Origin of the sequence: Streptantibioticus silvisoli (assembly GCF_027947535.2) — a bacterium.
GTDB classification, from domain to species: domain Bacteria; phylum Actinomycetota; class Actinomycetes; order Streptomycetales; family Streptomycetaceae; genus Streptantibioticus_C; species Streptantibioticus_C silvisoli.
Window position 1 is genome coordinate 81,074 of record NZ_JAAGKO020000013.1, and the last position, 16,732, is coordinate 97,805.

Annotated in this window: 13 protein-coding genes; all 13 read right to left on the reverse strand. The window is 71.9% G+C overall.

Features of this window, described 5'->3' with window-relative positions:
- Positions 1–3: 3 nt before the first annotated feature.
- Entirely contained in the window at positions 4–2,349 is a 2,346-nt protein-coding gene (locus POF43_RS11720; protein ID WP_271322168.1) for a serine/threonine-protein kinase, read from the reverse strand.
- The gene (locus POF43_RS11725) at positions 2,346–3,335 is read right to left on the reverse strand and encodes a hypothetical protein (protein ID WP_271322169.1); all 990 of its coding nucleotides are present in this window, start codon (positions 3,333–3,335) and stop codon (positions 2,346–2,348) included. Before POF43_RS11725 ends, POF43_RS11720 begins: the two co-directional genes overlap by 4 nt.
- Complete coding sequence (locus POF43_RS11730; RefSeq protein ID WP_271322170.1) at positions 3,332–4,498, reverse strand: transporter substrate-binding domain-containing protein; 1,167 nt, start codon at positions 4,496–4,498, stop codon at positions 3,332–3,334. The genes POF43_RS11725 and POF43_RS11730 overlap by 4 nt, the downstream gene beginning before the upstream one ends.
- Positions 4,495–5,856, reverse strand: a complete 1,362-nt coding sequence (locus POF43_RS11735; RefSeq protein ID WP_271322171.1) for a GlnX family signal transduction membrane protein — start codon at positions 5,854–5,856, stop codon at positions 4,495–4,497. Before POF43_RS11735 ends, POF43_RS11730 begins: the two co-directional genes overlap by 4 nt.
- 269 nt (positions 5,857–6,125) lie before the next feature.
- Positions 6,126–6,386: a hypothetical protein gene (locus POF43_RS11740; RefSeq protein ID WP_271322172.1), complete on the reverse strand. Its 261-nt coding sequence runs from the start codon at positions 6,384–6,386 to the stop codon at positions 6,126–6,128.
- 301 nt (positions 6,387–6,687) lie between these two features.
- Positions 6,688–8,358 carry an aminotransferase class I/II-fold pyridoxal phosphate-dependent enzyme gene (locus tag POF43_RS11745; RefSeq protein ID WP_271322173.1) on the reverse strand — a complete coding sequence of 557 codons (1,671 nt, stop codon included), beginning with the start codon at positions 8,356–8,358 and terminating at the stop codon, positions 6,688–6,690.
- A gap of 37 nt (positions 8,359–8,395) precedes the next feature.
- The gene (locus tag POF43_RS11750; protein ID WP_271312834.1) at positions 8,396–9,898 is read right to left on the reverse strand and encodes an NAD(P)/FAD-dependent oxidoreductase; all 1,503 of its coding nucleotides are present in this window, start codon (positions 9,896–9,898) and stop codon (positions 8,396–8,398) included.
- Between the two features lie 329 nt (positions 9,899–10,227).
- Positions 10,228–11,181: a class A beta-lactamase gene (gene bla / locus POF43_RS11755; protein ID WP_271322174.1), complete on the reverse strand. Its 954-nt coding sequence runs from the start codon at positions 11,179–11,181 to the stop codon at positions 10,228–10,230.
- A gap of 294 nt (positions 11,182–11,475) precedes the next feature.
- The gene (locus POF43_RS11760) at positions 11,476–12,147 is read right to left on the reverse strand and encodes a response regulator (protein WP_271312836.1); all 672 of its coding nucleotides are present in this window, start codon (positions 12,145–12,147) and stop codon (positions 11,476–11,478) included.
- The gene (locus POF43_RS11765; RefSeq protein WP_271322175.1) at positions 12,144–13,343 is read right to left on the reverse strand and encodes a sensor histidine kinase; all 1,200 of its coding nucleotides are present in this window, start codon (positions 13,341–13,343) and stop codon (positions 12,144–12,146) included. Before POF43_RS11765 ends, POF43_RS11760 begins: the two co-directional genes overlap by 4 nt.
- A gap of 14 nt (positions 13,344–13,357) precedes the next feature.
- A complete protein-coding gene (locus POF43_RS11770) occupies positions 13,358–14,008 on the reverse strand; it encodes a hypothetical protein (RefSeq protein WP_271312838.1) in 651 nt (216 codons plus the stop codon).
- A 268-nt stretch (positions 14,009–14,276) separates the two neighbouring features.
- Positions 14,277–15,794, reverse strand: a complete 1,518-nt coding sequence (locus tag POF43_RS11775; protein WP_271322176.1) for a DHA2 family efflux MFS transporter permease subunit — start codon at positions 15,792–15,794, stop codon at positions 14,277–14,279.
- A gap of 58 nt (positions 15,795–15,852) precedes the next feature.
- Positions 15,853–16,431 carry a hypothetical protein gene (locus POF43_RS11780; protein ID WP_271322177.1) on the reverse strand — a complete coding sequence of 193 codons (579 nt, stop codon included), beginning with the start codon at positions 16,429–16,431 and terminating at the stop codon, positions 15,853–15,855.
- Between the last annotated feature and the right edge of the window lie 301 nt (positions 16,432–16,732).

Genomic DNA, 16,732 nt, shown 5'->3' on the forward strand with positions numbered 1-16,732 from the left:
TCCTCACCAGCGGGTCCACGGGCGCGTGGCGTGTGCTTTGCGGACCAGTGCGACTCGGGCGCGCCGGTTCGGCTCGGAACGGCGCCGCTCCAGGTAGACACGGGTCAGCTCCTCACAGAACGCCGTGTCGTCCACGGCTACCTGGAGGATGTCCTCGGTGCCGAACGCCCGGGGATCCTCGGCGAGCAGCCTGCGTGCGGCTTCGAGGACCTCGGTTCGCAGCGGCAGGTACTCGCTGGTGTGTGGCTCGGGACTCAGCCGCTCCAGCCGCCGGGCGGCCTCGCGCAGCCCCGCCGCGTCCAGGCGCGGGCTCCCCAGCCGCAGCCACAGCGCCTCCTGGGCGGCCTCGACGTGGCGGTGGTGCTCGCGGGGGACGGTCTCCAGCACCTCGATCCGCCTGTGGCGCGGATCCTCGTCGCGTTCCGGGAGGTAGGTGCGCGCGAGCCCGAACGCCGCCGAGACGTACGCCTTGTCGGTGCGCCAGACCGTCCGGTAGTAGTGGCGGGCCAGCTCGAACTCCTGCATGGCCTCGGCGCACACCGCCAGCGCGAACTTGGGGGCCAGCTCGCCGGGGAGCGCGTCGCGGATCGCGGCGAACCTCTGCCACGCCGCACGAGCCGCTCCCTGCGCCAGCTCCACCAGCCCCGAGTACCACGCGTACCGCCAGTCCCGCTGCGCCACGGTGTCCAGCACCTCCCGGGCCGAACCGGGGTCGCTGTCGTCGAGGTGGGCGACCACCAGCCGGAAGGCCACCTCGGGGGACCGCGGCAGTGCCCCCAAGTCCCGGACGGCCTCGCGCGGCGCGATCTCGCGCAGCGCCGACAGGCTGACCGCGGCCGGGTCGTCCGGGTCGGGGTGGGGCAGGGGCAGCACCTGGCCGACCCCGCTGGTGCGCACCTCTTCGAGCGTCCCGGTGCCGGTGGCCGCCCGTTCGTAGGTGAACAGTTGCGAAGGCACCGAACCCGGTCCCGCGTCGTCGCGGCCCTCCTCCAGCGCCACCACCTCGCGCAGCACGCCGGACAACTGCTCGGCCATCTGGGCCGCGGAGGTGAAGCGGTGCCGCGGGGCCTCGGCCGTGGCCTTCAGCAGGAAGCGGTAGAACGACTCGTGGGCGGCGAACGCGGGTACGTCCCCCGGTTCCGGCAACCGGTGGCGGGTCCGCGGGTCCTTCGGGTCGAAGTCGGCCGTGAGCACCGCCAGCGTCCGGCCCACGGTGTAGACGTCGGTGGCCGCCGAAGGGCGGCCGTCGAGTGCCTCCGGAGCACTGAAGCCCTCGGTGGTCCACAGTTCGTCCCTCACCCGGGAACCGATCCGCCGGACCGCGCCCATGTCGATCAGCTTGACCCGGTCGCCGACGTGCATCACGTTCGCCGGCTTGAAATCCCCGTAGACGAGCCCCGAGTCGTGCAGGTACCCGAGCGCCGGCAGCGCGGCCAGCACGTAGGAGATCGCCTCGCCGGGCGGGAAGACCTGCTTCTTCTCCTCCAGCGAAACGCCCGCGATGAACTCCAGCACGATGAACACGTCGAGCCCGTCGTCGTCCCCCTCGCGCCGCCGGGCGACGAAGTTCCTGATGTCCACGATGTCGGGGTGCCGGACCCGGATGAGGGCGTGCTTCTCGGTGGCGAGGGTGTTCATCGCCCGCTCGTCCCGGTCCCCGCGCACGCCTTTGACGGCGACCCACTCGTCGTCGAGATTCAGGTCACGCGCCAGGTAGACGCGGCCCTGGCCGCCGTAGCCTATGCAGCCCTCGATCACGTACTGCGGACCGAGCTCCTCGTGATGGCCGAGGACCGGGCGGAAGGAGAAGTCGGTGCTGCAGTGCGCGCACCGGCCCTTCTTCGGCTCGGAACCGGTCGCCTCGTCCCACAGCGGTTCCCGACAGCCGGGGTTGGGGCACCGCCGCTCGCGTTCGACGATCTCCGAATCCGCGAGCAGCCTGGCCTGCGGACTGACCGAGGGTGGTGCCGGGATGTCCACGAGACCGAGGCCGAGCTTAGAGCGGTCGAGGGTGTCGCGGACCGAACTGACCGGTGTCGTGAGCGGTTCGCCGGCCCCGGTCCCGTCGACCAGCCGGCTGTCGGCCACCCACCACACCGGCGGCTCCGCCGGCCGCCGGGGGATGTGGCCCTTCGGAACCCAGCCGGCGGCCGGCTCCTCGCGCTGACAGCGGTCGCACATGCCGGTCTCGTCGAGCGTGCCGTCGGCGCAGTCCCCCCGCGGGCAGCGCCGCCCCGAGTCGTGCGGTACCAGCGGCCGGGCGCTCTCGGGGGCGCGCAGGCAGGTGGTGCACATACCGTCCTCGTCCAGCACCCCGCCGGGGCAGTTGGACCTGACGCACGCGGTCATCGGCCCTCCCGGTGCCACGGCTCCCGCTGACAAATGGGGCACATGCCGTCCTCGTCGAGGACCCCGCCGGAACAGTCGGACCTGACGCAGGAGCGGACCCGGGGCCCGCGGGAGGAGCGTCCCGCCGCGATCAGCCCGGCGAGCCGGGCGATCCCCGCGGGATCCGAACGCCCTTCGGCGTCCCCCCGCGACTCCAGCGTGCGCAGCTGTTCGAGCAGGGCCGCGGGGCCCAGCCGGACAACGGCGCCTGCCGAGCCCCCGGACGCCGACAGGCTGCGGGCGTACGTCTCCTGCGCGTCCAGCCGGTTGATGGCGAGGGCGAGCTGTTTGTACGTCTGGTGCGCGAAGGCCAGTTCGGCCGCGACGATCTTCCGCGTGCCGATCCCCAGCGGGTCGGCCCACGCCTGCGCGCAGAGCCGCTCAGCCCCCGCCTGGTCGTCGCCGGAGTCGTTTACGGCGTCACCGGTGCCGGGCACCGCCAGCAGGTCCCGGAACCGGCCGACGGCTCTGCGGACGTCCGCGACGTCGCGGAGCCAGCTCTCCGCCCTGCGTAGATCCTCGTCGGCGTACTCCGCCACCTGGCGGAGGCTTCTGCGCGGCTCGCTGGAGGCCGCCCCGGGCGGACGTTGCTCCGACATGGGCACCCGGTCCGCTGTCAGTGTGACCGTGTGGCCCAGCAGGACCCCGGCAGCGTCCTGCGGGCCCTGGGAGCCGCGTCGTCCGTCGAGCATCTGGCCGGCCGAACGTAGCTGGCAGTCCCAGGTGACCAGGAGCTTCTCGGCCTTCCGCAGCGCGTCCCCGGACCGCCAGCTGGCTCTGGTGGCACCACCGGTGCTGTCCATCCCCAGCTCGCGCGCCCTAGCGGTCAGCCGTTCCAGCCGTGCCGTCCTCTCCCGCAGCGACTCGCGCTGCCCCTGCAGTTCCCCCTCGAGGTCCCTGCGGGACAGCGCGGCGGCGGGCTGTATCGGCCCGCTAGCCCCGGTCATGGCGCGTACTCCGGTACTGGCGGGGAGGGAGGCTGCGGACCGAGCCAGGTGCGGTAGATGGCGGCCCAGCAGCTGCGGTCGGTGGAAGTCATGGGCTCCGGGCAGCCTTCGTCGCTGCCCCGTCGTTCCAGCCCGGCGATCACGCCGTTGGCGAAGGCGACGAACTGGGAGTTGCGGTGCGAGTACGGGTCGGTATTGGGAAAAATCAGGCCGTGCGGTTCGTAGGAGAAGCGTTGGCCCACGACTTTGAGATAGGGGTCCTGGGCCTGAAGTCCCTGCAGGACGGTGTCGTCGGTCGACATCGCCTGCACGGCGCCGCGCTGGAGCAGCATGATGCAGTCGGACCAGTCGGTCGCGTCCACCACGCGGAAATCCCCGGTGCGCTCCAGTGCGGTGAGATTGTTGATCGACGTGGTGCTGCCGACCGTGCAGATCTTGCCGCCGCGCAGCCCTTCGATGTGCGGCACCCTCTTGTCGTCGAGGCTGACGTCCGCCTTTTTGTTGTCCGCATTGACGAGCAGCCTTTGGGCCGCGTCGAGGTAGTCGGTGGAGAAGTCGACGTATTGCCAGCGCTGGCAGGTGATCGTGACGCTGTCGGCGACCACGTCGACGATGCCGTGGTTGGCGGCGCCCAGCCGGAAGTCCTGGGTTACCGGCACGTACTTGATCCGGTCGGCTCCCCGGGGGCCGAAGACGGCTGCGGCGATCGCGTGCAGTATGTCGACGTCGAAGCCCTTGTACAGCTGGTAGGTGTCGCCACCGGTTGGCGAGGATGAGGACGGTGCGGAGGGGGACGGCGACAGATTGCGGTAGGACACCTGGTATTCGTCCTGGTCGACGCCCGCGATGAGGTACCCGCGCTGCTGGATCTTGCGCATCGCGGTGTCGGACGGCATGTCGCCGGGCTCGGGCATCGTGGCCGGCGGGCGCCAGCTGGCGATCGGGTCGGACCCCGGGCTTCCGGACGGGCAGGACGAGAGGTGCGAGGTCACCGGCGAGGGAGCGGCGGTGCCCGGGGGCACGACCGGTGCGCTCGGAAGCGGCTCGGGCACGGAGACCACCGGCGTCGTGGCGGCCGGCGTCGCCGAGCAGGCTGTCAGGCCGAGCAGCACCGTCACGCCGATGGCGGCAGCCCGGAACCGCACCGATGATCGGCGCCTCATGCGGCATCCTCTCCCCGGGACCAGTACTCGACGACACGCGGCCGACATCCGAGCCCGGCCGCCAGCCCGGCCGCGAGGCCCAGGAACAGGCCGGCCCAGGCGAGGGTCCCCAGCCCGCCACGGGCATCGCGCACCGCCGCCGTGTACCGGCTCCATGCCAGCTTGGTCGCCTGCATCGTCGGCTTGTTCACGGATGCGAAGTACGCCGAGGTCGAGGGAGCCTTGGAAGGGTCGGTGTACGGGTCCAGGACGGACAGCTTCTGCGACGAGCCGTAGCGGAGGGGCGGTTTCCCTCCGCTCGGCTTGTTGGCCAGCTCGGACAGGTTCTGCAGGATGGGCAGCTCGCCCTCCGCGGTGTACCACCGCTGCGGTGCGGTTTGCGCGCTCGCCGGCAGCAGCGACCTGACCGCCTCGAGATCCCTCACCAGAGGTCCGCCGGTCTTCAGGACGCCCTGCGCGTCCTGTTCGTTGTCGCACAACGCGGTGAAGGGCGGCCGGGGCGATGTCGTGCAGTCCTCGTCATGGTCGGCCAGGGTCAGTTCGTCGTCCAGCTCGGCGCGGTCGGCGTCGTCCCGGACCTTCGTCAGGCGCACGGCCGCGTCCGTTTGGGACCGCACCCTGGTCTCCACGTCGTGCCCGCTGGCCAGGTTGGTGGCGATCGCTCCCGCACCGAGGAGGAGGATCAACGCGCCGGCGATGAGCACCCCCGCGTTGAACCGGCGGTGCGTGCGGCTGGCCAGGACCTCGTGCGTGAGCACCAGACAGCCGAGCACTACGACGACCGTCGTGACGAGCAACCAGGGGAAGCCGTCGGCCTGTCCGGTGTCGGCTCGCAGCCGGTTCTGTTCGATCTCGCGGATGTCCGCGGCTTTCGGCAGTATCTGCTGCTTCAGGTAGCCGAACCCCGCCCGAAGATAGGCCGCGCCCACCGGTTTCCCCTGCTGGTTGTCGGTGACCGCTGTGGCCTCTACTTCGGTGTAGGGGGGCAGCTCGTCGGCGATCGTCGTCAGATCCGTCCGGGCCCTCGCGGAGTCGCCGACCGGCCCGGAGGCGACCGCCAGGTCCGCCTCGACCCGGCCCACGTCGTAATGCGGGTCGTGGCTTGTCAGCCCGCCGTAGTCGACCTGGCGCTGGAAGAGCGCCGTCTCGTCCTGCTGAAGGGCGATCAGGTCCGAGGTCAGGCGGTCGTCCACCTGCCCGTGGTCCAAGCGATGCCCGGTCCGTGCCGCGTCCGACAAGTGCACGTCCGTGTCATGCATGCCTGTCAAAACGACGACGCCAAGTACGACGGGCGCGATCACGGCCAGGATGGCCAGCGCCAGTATCCACAGGCTCTCGTCCCGCGCCTGGTCCGACACGGCGGTGATCAGCCGTCGGCCACGGCTCGCCGGGCGTGTCGAACCGCCGGCTAACCGTCCCTTTCCACCTTCCAAGACCTGCCCCCACGGGTCGTACCGGTCAAGAACTCTTTTCCCGGATGGGGGAGCCTACACCGCTCCACCGCACGCGGGCGTGCGCCTCTCACACAGGCAAACTCGTTTGCCTGCAGGGAAGTTGGCGTATCGCCATGGAACAACGTGTGGTGCCTGGTTGTCGATACGACATGGGGCGCGCGTTCACCTCGCTGTCAGTGTTCCCTTTCGAGGTGGCGCAGCTGGGCCTCGACGTAGCAGCTGCCGACGGCCGCACCTGCCGGGTCGGCCCCTTCGGCGGCCGCCAGGTCGTCCGCGGCGAGCGTGTCCGCAGTAGGACGGTACGGCGTAGATGCCGGGGTGGGGATGCCGAGTCGGGCGGCGGTGGTCACCCCGCGCCGCCAGGCGTCCCGCGCGTCGTCGATCGCGTCGCGGAAGTAGGGTGCGGTCAGCAGGCTGGCGGATCTCCGAGGCACGGCGCCCGCGGTGAGGCACCGGGTGAGGGCGCCCGCGGTGAGGCATCGGGTGAGGGTGCTCGCGGTGAGGTGCCCGGTGCAGTGCCTGCGGTGCAGTGCTCGCGGTGAGGTGCCCGCTGCGGCAGCCGATCCGGGGCGCCGCCTGTTGTGAGACGCCCCAATCGATCGATCGCGGCGGGCGGTCCCGCGATCCTCGCCGCCGCCGGGCACCTGCCGACCGGATCGCGGTCACCGCACGTCCCGCGCCCCGGCGCCCTCCTCGGGGCCGCGCCGCGGGACGTGCCGCCTCGTCCGGCGCGGGTCAGACCAGGTCGTTGCCGAAGGCGCTCGACAGGTAGGACCGGGCCTCCGCGATGGACCGATCGATGATCCGGGCCGCCTCGCGGGCCTCCTCGGGCCGGTGCGCCGCCTGCACCTGCAACCGGAAGCGGGACGAGCCGGTCGGGGTCACCGGGAACTCCACCATGAAGGCGAGCACCCCCTGGTCGAACAGCAGCCGGTTGGTGACCCGGGCCAGCTTCTCGTTACCGATCAGCAGCGGGACGATGGGGGACGGGACGCCCATGCAGGTCAGCCCGCGGCCGGACAGCTCGTCGCGCAGCGCGTCGATCGCCTGGAAGAGCTTTCCGCGCAGCTCGTCCCCCTCGGGGGAGCGGATGATCCGCGTCGCCTGGAGCACCACCGCGGTCTGCATGGGGGACAGCGCGTTGGAGAAGAAGTGCGAGCCGCCGAACATCTTCACGTACTGCTTCACCGCGGGCGACTTCGAGGCCAGGAAGCCCCCGTTGGAGGCGAAGCTCTTGGAGAAGGCCCCCATCACCAGGTCCACCTCACCGAGCATGCCCTGGGTGCCGATCACCCCGGACCCGCCCGGGCCGGTGGCGCCCAGGTCGTGGGCGACGTCGACCAGCAGCGTGGCGTCGTGCTCCCGGCAGACCGCCTGGAGCGCGGCCAGGTCCGGCCAGTCGGCGTCCACGGAGAACAGGCCGTCGGTGACGACCAGGATTCCGCTGCGCGGGTCGCGGGCCCGGATGTCCCGCAGGTGGCCGCGGACCGCGTCCACGCTCAGGTGCTCGTAGCGGTAGACGTTCCGGGTGGCCGCCCGTGCCCCCTGTTGCAGGCAGGAGTGCGCCAGCCGGTCGATCACCACGTGGTCCTCGGGGCGGACCAGGCCGGCGATGGTGCCGAAGCCGGCCGCCCAGCCCGTCGGGAAGAGGGTGACGTGCTCGGCCCCCGTCAGCTCGCCCAGTTCCTTCTCCAGCTCGTTGGAGATGGTGGTGTTGCCCAGCACCATCGGCGAGCCCGCGCTGTGCGGCCCGTAGTCGCGCAGCGCCTTGGCCGCGGCCTCCCGGATCGCCGGGTGGGCGTTGAAGGAGAGGTAGTCCTGGGAGTTGAAGTTGATGCCGCGGGTGCGCCGGCCCAGGTCGTTGGTGATGACGGCGTTGTTTCCCGGGGCCTGTTCCAGCACCCGCGAGTACTGCCAGGTCTCGGTGCGGCGGCGGGCCTCCACCCAGTCGTGGAAGTCCTCGGTGCGCCGCATCAGGTCCCGGCCGGCGGGCCGGTAGAAGTCATAGGCGTTCTTGTCGAGCGCGAACTCCTCGTCCGGGTCGACGGGGTTGCGCAGGTGCCCCGGCTCCCACATCTCCTCCATGTCCGCGCGGGTCCTGGGGAACTCCTCCCGCAGGAAGGCGCACAGCCGCTCGACCTCGATGTCGCTCTTCTGGCTGGTGCCGAGTTCCTCGAATGCCTCCCACGGAATGTGGGACGCCCAGTTGCGCATCATCTCGGATATCTCGCGGGCCGCTTCCCCGATCCGGGTCGCGCACTCCGCCAGGACCTGGGAGGTCTCGGGGTCGGCGCGCAGCACCTCTTCGGCTCCGCGCCCGTCCAATCGGCCGATGGCCAGATCGGCTGCGGCGAGGATCTCCCCGACCAGTTCGCCGTCCTCACGCGGTGAGGTCTCCTGATTCAACGGTCCTCTCCTTTCTCTTCCCCACTACGCGCCCGCATCAGGCGAACAGGTTCTGGCGGTAACTCTTGGTGGTGTTCTCGAAATCGTTGAAGATGGGGAAGGCGTCCGAGGACTGCTTGGCGGCGTCGTTGAGCAGGAAGAGGTTCGACGCCTGGAAGAACTCCGAGACCGGGGCGATGTCGGCGTGGGTGGCGATCAGCCGGTTGGTCTCGTCCTGGTTGCTCCGGAGCGCGACGAAGAGCTGGAGTTCGTCGTGGCGCAGGGTCTGCATCTCCGCCAGGGTGCAGGTGTAGTCGTAGTAGGCCGCGGCGACCTGGCTGCGCCTGCGGCTGCGGTAGTCGTTCAACGCCTCGTCCAGCGGCCGCTCCCCGGCCAGCCAGGAGTGGATCGCGGTGGAGGCCAGCTCGGCGTCGCGGAAGGCGTAGGTCATGCCCGTCGCCGTGCACTGGTCCTTGAAGCACTCCGCGTCGCCCACCAGGACCCATCCGGGGCCGGCGAGCGGGCGCAGGAAGGCCGCCTGGTCCAGGGTGCCGAAGAAGCGCTCCTCGCGGCGCCCCGAGGTGCGGACCAGTTCCCCGATCTCGGGGCTGATGAAGTCCAGCGCCTTGTGGAAGTTGCCCTGGATGTCGCCGCGGAACTCCTTGGACCACTCGCTCGGACCCCACACCAGCGTCATGTTCTGGCCGAAGCTCGTCGGGACCACGGCCATGCCCAGGCGGCCGCGGCGGTGCAGCTGCGCCGTGGTCAGGTCGAAGCCGGAGAAGTAGCTCCAGTAGGCGAACGTGCACTTGGGGCGCTGGTCGTGCTTGGGCAGCCGCAGGGTCCTGGCGACCATCGAGTTGCGCCCGTCGGCGCCGATGACGACGCGGGCCCGCTCCTCCACCCGCTCCCCGCCCCTGGTGCGGCCGACCACACCGACGACCCGGTCGCCGTCGTACAGCAGGTCCTCGACGGCGAACCCCTGGCGCACCTCGGCCCCGGCCTCCACGGCGGCCTCGACCAGGATCTCGTCGAGGACCTTGCGCCGCACCGACGCGTACCGCTGGACGACGCCGGAGTCGTCCTGGTGCAACTCCTTGAAGTGCTGGCGCAGCAGGTCGAGCGGGACCTCGCCGGACAGCGCGATCCCCTCGTTCACCAGGTTGACGACGGTGTGGGACGGGGTGGCGGCCAGCACCTTGTCCATCAGTCCCCAGCGATTGAGGTAGGACATTCCATGCGGCCACAGGAAATGCGTGGAGAGGACGTCACTGGGAAAGGAGGACCTGTCCACCGCAAGAACTCGGTGGCCCTTCCTCGCCAGCAGGGCTGCCGTCGACGCACCCGAACAGCGGGTGCCGACAACAATCGCGTCGTACACGGATCGGAAACCAATCTGTCGCGTCCAGGGGAGCTTGTTCCGAGGCCGCCGGGGCAGCGGGCGCCGCACATCGATCCGGCAGCCGGTGCGCGGCACGGTACGAGATCCGTACCGGTTCGCACGCTCTCGTCGAACGCGTCGTCCCCGGGGTCGAAAGAGCGGAATTCCCCGTGCGTCCATGCCGATCAGAAAAGGCTGTTCACCAATATCGATGGCGGCCCCCGCCTCCCGGGGCCTGCGCGGGGAAAGGCCGTGATCCGTGATTCATCGGATCGCGTAGGCCGATCGACCGGTATTCGGAATCTCCCAGAATTGCCTGTACCGTACCGGACGCCTGACAATGCGTCAATCAATGGAACTCGAACGGACTTTGAAATGCCCCGAATTCCCGGGATTCCTCGCATGGAACCCTACGGGGCGATATGGGCGGCCATGGCCGCCCGTTCGCAGTCCCCGCCGCCGGGATGTGCTCCGGCCGCGTCAGGCGCGGCGTTCCGCTCCGGTACTCCTCATCGGTGCAGCGCCTTCAGCGCGATCCGTGTGGCGTCCGCGATCAGGCTGTCGTCGGAGCGGGCGTTCTGCGTTCCGCGGTCGGACATGACGGCCAGCACGATCGGGGCGCCACGCGTCGGCCACAGGACGGCGATGTCGTTGCGGGTGCCGTAGCCGCCGTTGCCGGTCTTGTCGCCGACCGTCCAGCCCTTCGGAACGCCCGCGCGGATGAAGGGGCCGCCGGTGGTGTTCTTCTTCAGCAGGCCGGTGTACTCCTCCCGGCGCTGCCGCGGCAGTGTGCCGCCCAGCGCGAAGCGGCGCAGGTCGGTGCCGAGGGCGCGCGGGGTGCTGGTGTCACGCAGGTCGCCCGGCGTGGCCTCGTTGACCTCGGGCTCGGGGCGGTCGTTGTGGGTGGTCTCGTCCCCCAGGGCGCGGAGGTCCGACTCCAGGCCGTGCGGGCCGCCGAGGTGGTCGAGCAGGAGGTTGGCGGCCGTGTTGTCGCTGTAGTCCATGGCGGCGGCGATGAGTTGGCGCTCGGTCATCCCCGTACCGGTGTGCTTGCCGGTGATCGGGGAGTACGCCGCCAGGTCCGCCGCGCGGTAGCGGACGACGTGGTCGAGCTGGGCGTCCGACTCCCGCCGCAGCAGCACCGCGCCCTCCAGCGCCTTGAACACCGAGCAGTGGGCGAACCGTTCGTCCGGGCGGTAGGTCAGCGTCCGTCCGGTACCGGTGTCGAGTGCGAACAGGCCGAGCCGGGCATGGTGGGCGCGTTCCAACGCGGCTAACGCGGCCCGGACGCCGGTGTCCGTCGACTCGGATGACGCGGTGGACGGTGTTGACGCGGTCGATACGGAGGCTGCGGAGGACGGGGTCGTGGCCGGCGCTTGTCCCGCGCCGCATCCGGCGAGCAGGCCCGACACCAGCAGAAGGGGTGCCGCCAGCGCGGTCACCCGTTGTCTCGAAGAAGTCATGACCGGCACCCTGCCGCCGTCCAGGTACGCCGGCAAAGACGAAAACAGCCGGGCCCATGCGGCTTCGGCATACGAGGCGGATCTCGTGGACCGGGTGGCTGCCTGTCCGGCCTCGTCCCCCTGGGTGAACGCGGCGGTGTGGCGCCCGGTGCCGCCGCCGACGGCCTCCTGCTGGGGACGCCGAGCCGGGCGGCGGTGGCCACCACGCGCCGCCAGGCGTCCTGCGCGTCGCGGAAGCAGGGCGCGGGAGCCGCGCGGTTGGGACGCGTCGGGACGACCCCGTGGTGGCGCTGGCTACAGGAGCGGGTGCCCGCCCCGGTCGGCGGGCCGCCCGCGCAGTGCGTAGCGGACCGCGTCGGCCCGGGAGTGGAAGCCGGCCTTGGCGAACAGGTTGTTGATGTGGGTCTTCACCGTGGCCTCGCTGATCACCAGCCGCTGGGCTATCTCCGGGTTGCGCAGCCCCTCACCGATCAGCTGGAGGATCTCGCGCTCGCGGGCGGTCAGCCCGCACGCCACGTCGTCGGACGGCGTGGTGCCGGTGGGGCGGGACGCGAGGGCGAGCAGGCGGCGCTGCACCTCGGGGGCGAGCACGGTCTGGCCCTGGGCCGCACTGCGCACCGCTTGCAGGACCGTGGCCCGGCCGGCCTCCTTCGTCAGGTAGCCGCTCGCGCCGGCCTGGAGCGCGGCGAGGATCGACTCGTCGTCGTCGAAGGTGGTCAGGATCAGGACGGTGACGTCGGGGTCGGCCTGCCGGATGAGCCGGGTCGCCTCGACACCGTTCATGACCGGCATGTTCAGGTCCATCAGGACGACGTCCGGCCGGTGCTCGGCCGCGAGTTCCACCGCCTCGGCGCCGTTGGTGGCCCGCCCGACGACGTCGACGTCCGCTTCGAGGTCGAGCATCACCGCCAGTGCCTCCCGGATGGTCGCCTGGTCGTCGACCACGGCCAGCTTGATCGGGCTCATCGAGGTATCTCCAGTTCTACCGTCCACCCCTCGCCCCGGGGGCCGGCGTGCAGGGTGCCGCCGAGGAGGGCGACGCGTTCGCGCATGCCGACCAGGCCCATGCCGGTGCCGCCGGCGAGTTCCGCGCGGGGTGCGCCGGTGGCGGCGGTGTTGCTGACGGTCAGTGTGGTGCGGTCGTCGGCGAAACCCAGGCGCAGGGCGCGGGCGGCGCCCGGTGCGTATTTTATGGCGTTGGTGAGCGCCTCCTGCGCGACGCGGACCACGGTGTGGGCTGCTTCGGGCGGCAACGGCGCCGGATCACCGGCGAGTTCGAAGGCGGCGGAGTTGTTCTCGGCCATCTGGCGCAGGGTCTGCGGGAGCGGCAGGGTGTCCTCGCGCAGGGCCTGCACCGCGCGCCGGGTCTCGCTGATGCTGTCGACGGCGAGGGCGCGGGCACGCCGCACGGCGGTGTCCGCCTCCTCGTGGCGGTCGCTCCCGCGCAGCGCGTCGGCCATGTCAAGCTGCATGGCGATGCCGGACAGCGAGTGGCCGAGGACGTCGTGGATCTCGCGGGCGATACGCCCGCGCTCCTCCAGGGCGGCCTCCCGGGCCTCGGACGCGGTGGCACGCCGTGCCTCGTCGGTCGCCCGGCGGGCGTTGAGCAGGGCCTCCGACCGGTCGCGCCGGGATATGCCGATGTAGACGGGCAGCCCGACGGTCAGCGCGATCCACCAGGGCCACTGGGACGTCCCGGGGTTGAGGTGTTCGACCAGTGCGGTGGCCGCGGCGGCCACGACCGCGCCGGACACCGCGATGCCGACCGCCGTGCGGCGGGAGGTGAGTTTCGTGCCGGCCGCGGCACAGGCCATGTAGGGGAAGAGCGAGGCCGTCGTCGTGTCGTGCGCCAACGGCAGCAGCAGCGAGCCGAGCAGCACGTAGGCGGCGGCCGCGGCGTTCTGCTGCCGGTCCGTCAGCCGCGTCCACGACGGCAGGGTGCCCAGGGCGGCCAGTGAGGTCAGGACGAACAACGGCAGGGCCAGCGCGGGCAGGGTGATCCGGCCGGCGGGCCACTGGACGATGGTGCCGGCGATCGTGACGAGCAGCAGGAAGACCCGGGGCAGGCTTTCCTCGACCCGTTCGCGGCTCGGACCGGACAGCGGCGCCCGGCCCGCCGGCCGGGGCTGCGGCTGCGGGTCGGGGTGCCGGGACGAGGTCATGTCGAGGGCCCCTATCAGCGACGTTCGTCGCGCAGGCTGTTCCCGAGGTGGGAGACGACGGAGTGGACACCGTCGCGCCGATCACCGTACCGGTACGGTTCGGCCGACGGATTCCCGGCGGCGTCGCGGCCGTTGAGGGAGTCGCGCAGGCCGTCCAGGAACGGGGACATCCGCCGGGGGGCGTCGTCCTTGTTCGACCACATCACCTGGTGGTCGCTGCGCAGCGCCCGGTACAGCACCACAAGCCCCTCCACCAGCATGCCGGCCCCCAGCGTCAGCAGCAGGCTGTTGCCCAGCGCGCCGGCGTCCTTGGCGTCGAGGGCCTTCAGCGCGGCGTTCGCCCCGAACTTGACCAGCAGGTTGGCTATCCACAGGGCGACCGTGAGGCCGGTGTACCGCACGAACGCCACCCCGTCGCGCTCCGCGAGCCGGACAGTCATGCCCCGCAGCACACCGAACACCACGCTGATCCCGGCGGTGGCCACCAGGAAGACCGCCGACGTGGGCGTCGCGACCTGCCCCGACACGTCGGACAGCCCGATCCCGCCCAGTACCAGCGGCAGTACCAGCATCTGTTTGGCCTGCGCGGGCTCACCCATCATGCGCCGCAGCATCACGTAGCAGATCGCCGCCAGGATCAGCACGATCTCGAGGGGCTCACTCATCACGGTCTCCGTTTCTCCGGGGGAACACGAACGATCTGGACATCAACGAGGCTATGAGCGGGCGGCCCCGGCGTCGTGCACCGAGCGCCGTATCTCCGGGTGGAGAAGGGCCTCCACCCGTGGGGGGAGAGACGCACCGCGGCCGACTGCGCCGCAGGGCGGGGCACCCCCCGCGGCGGCGGGCGCGGCGCGGGGCGGCGGTGCCGGGGCTGCGGGCGTGGCGCGGGGCGGCAGCCGGCGCCCGTGGCCGGCGGGGAGCCGGCTCGGCTCAGCGGGCCGGGGCACCCGACAGGACCGGGGCGGCGGTACGGGCACCGGCGCCCGTGGTGAGCCGGGGCATGACCATGACCACGCCGATCTCCAGCAGGACGAGTCCCGCGGCGGCCAGGAGCGCCGCGTGGTAGCCCCCGGCGACCGCGGCCAGCCGGGCCGCGCCGGTGGCGGCCGCCGCGAGCGGGCGGGCGGTGACGGAGGTGGCGACCGTGGCCAGCGCCGCGAGCCCGACCGTGGAGCCGACCTCCTGCGAGGTCTTCAGCAGACCTGTCGCCACCCCCAGGCCGGTCGCGGCGACGCCCTGGACGGCCGCGGTGGTGATGGGCACGAACCCCATGCCGACGCCCAGCGTCGCCAGGACGACGGGCGGCAGGACGTCGGTCGCGTAGCTGCCGCCGACCGGCACCGCCGACAGCCACAGCACACCGCCGAGGGCCAGCATCCCGGCCGCACCCAGCAGCAGGCGCGGCGAGAGCGAGGCGATCAGCCGAGTGCCGAGCGCGGAGCCGGCGAGCATGCCCAGGCTGCCGGGCATGAAGGCGACGCCGGCCAGCAGCGGCGGAAGCCCCAGCACGGTCTGCAGGTACAGCGACAGGAAGTAGAACATCGCGGAGATCCCCGCGCCCATCAGCAGCGCCTGGCCGTTCGCGCAGGCGACGGCCCGCAGCCGGAACAGCCCCAGGGGCAGCAGCGGGCACTTCGCGCGCCGTTCGACGACGACGAACGCGGCGAGCAGCGTGACGCCGGCCGCCGCGGGCAGCAGGGTGCGGAGCGAGGTCCACGACGTGGTGCCCGTGCCGACCACGGCGTAGACCAGGGCCGCCAGGCCCGGGCCCACGGTCAGCGCGCCGGGCAGGTCCAACCGGGACAGGCCGTGCGGGCGGCGGCCGGCCTCGGTGAGCACCCGCGCGCCCACCCGGAACACCGCCAGTCCCACCGGTACGTTGACCCACAGCACCCAGTGCCAGCCAAGCGTCTGGGTGAGCACTCCGCCCAGCACCGCCCCCAGGGCCCCGCCGGACGAGGCGGCCGCCGTCCACACGCCCAAGGCACGCCGGCGCCGGTCCGGGTCGGGGTAGGCGGCTGTCAGCAGGCTCATCGTCGCCGGCGACAGGATCGCCGCGCCGGCGCCCTGCACCGTGCGGGCAGCCACCAGGGCCGCGGCGTCCGGTGCGAAGCCGCCCGCCAGGCTCGCCAGGGTGAACAGCCCCAGGCCGAGCAGGAAGGTCCGCTTGCGGCCGAGGACGTCGGCGAGCCGGCCGCCCAGCAGCAGCAGGGCGGCCAGGGCGAGGGTGTAGCCGTCGACCACCCACTGCATCCCGGCGGGCGAGAGCGCGAGCGAGCGCCGCACGGCCGGCAGCGCGACGTTCACGACGGTGGAGTCCAGGGAGGTCATCAACTGTGCCGCGCACAGCACCACCAGCACCGCCGCCGACGGCCGGCGCGGCCGGGTGGTGGCGCGGCCGGCGGCCGTACGGGGGAGCACCGGGCCCGCTGCCGGGACGTGGGACATGGCGTCATCGCCTTTCGGTTCGGTTCGGGCGGATGCGGTGCGCACGGCAGGTGCGGCCCTACAGCTCTGCCGAGGGCACGAGCCGGCCGGCCGTGGTCCTGCGGGCCCGGACCCGGGCGGAGTACCAGTGGGTGAAGCAGGCGGGGACGCCGAATCCGACGGCCTGGTTGGCGGCCTTCAGCAGGCCGGCCGCGTGGTGGGCGTCGCACAGGTACCCGGCGGCCGCGGCGTAGCTGAAGCTGACCGTCCACACGAGGGTGATGACGACGTTGGTCCGCCGGAACAGCGGTGTGTCCCACACCTCCGGCGCGGTGCGCTGCCGGGCGATGCCGAGGGTGAACGGGCGGCGGACGGCCAGGCTGCTCCAGGCGATCAGCGCCAGCCACGCCGAGGACAGCGCGCCGTCGTACGTCTGGAGGGGCGAGTGGGGATCGGCGAACGCGAAGGCGGTCAGCGCGGTGAAGTAGGCGATCGTGCCGAAGTCCAGGATCTGCGCGTCGCCGCCCGTGCCCCGGCGGCGGCCGGAGAGCAGGAGCAGGACGCTGCCGGCGAGCGCGGCCGCGGCACCCCATTGCCACCCGACGGTCGACAGAACGGAAAAGGTGATCCAGGGCAGGAAACCCCGAAGGTAGGTCATGGGAAAGCATTCCTCTCACCGGCGCGGGAGCCGTCCTCCCCGCGGAAATGACGCCCGGCGGATTGCGCGTCGTGCCGGGCTCTTTTGCGGTGCGGTTCAACTGCCACCCAACGTAGGCGCGTTCACCTTCGCCGTCCTCGGCCCGGTGCTGTATCTCCCGGTGGAGCCGCTCTCCACCCCCGGGTGGAGAGCTACACCCACCCAAGGAGGCGGCGGGCGGCCGCCGTTGACCTGCGGGTGGAGAGATCTCCACCCGCAGCTACGGCGTACGGCCCAAGACCGGGCGGACCTCGCGGACATA

Bases quoted from the DNA above. Each gene is read 5' to 3' on its own strand.
- POF43_RS11720 (WP_271322168.1), bottom strand. From the start codon at position 2,349: ATGACCGCGTGCGTCAGGTCCAACTGCCCCGGCGGGGTGCTGGACGAG.
- POF43_RS11725 (WP_271322169.1), bottom strand. From the start codon at position 3,335: ATGACCGGGGCTAGCGGGCCGATACAGCCCGCCGCCGCGCTGTCCCGC.
- POF43_RS11730 (WP_271322170.1), bottom strand. From the start codon at position 4,498: ATGAGGCGCCGATCATCGGTGCGGTTCCGGGCTGCCGCCATCGGCGTG.
- POF43_RS11750 (WP_271312834.1), bottom strand. From the start codon at position 9,898: ATGGACGCACGGGGAATTCCGCTCTTTCGACCCCGGGGACGACGCGTT.
- bla (WP_271322174.1), bottom strand. From the start codon at position 11,181: ATGACTTCTTCGAGACAACGGGTGACCGCGCTGGCGGCACCCCTTCTG.
- POF43_RS11760 (WP_271312836.1), bottom strand. From the start codon at position 12,147: ATGAGCCCGATCAAGCTGGCCGTGGTCGACGACCAGGCGACCATCCGG.
- POF43_RS11765 (WP_271322175.1), bottom strand. From the start codon at position 13,343: ATGACCTCGTCCCGGCACCCCGACCCGCAGCCGCAGCCCCGGCCGGCG.
- POF43_RS11770 (WP_271312838.1), bottom strand. From the start codon at position 14,008: ATGAGTGAGCCCCTCGAGATCGTGCTGATCCTGGCGGCGATCTGCTAC.
- POF43_RS11775 (WP_271322176.1), bottom strand. From the start codon at position 15,794: ATGTCCCACGTCCCGGCAGCGGGCCCGGTGCTCCCCCGTACGGCCGCC.
- POF43_RS11780 (WP_271322177.1), bottom strand. From the start codon at position 16,431: ATGACCTACCTTCGGGGTTTCCTGCCCTGGATCACCTTTTCCGTTCTG.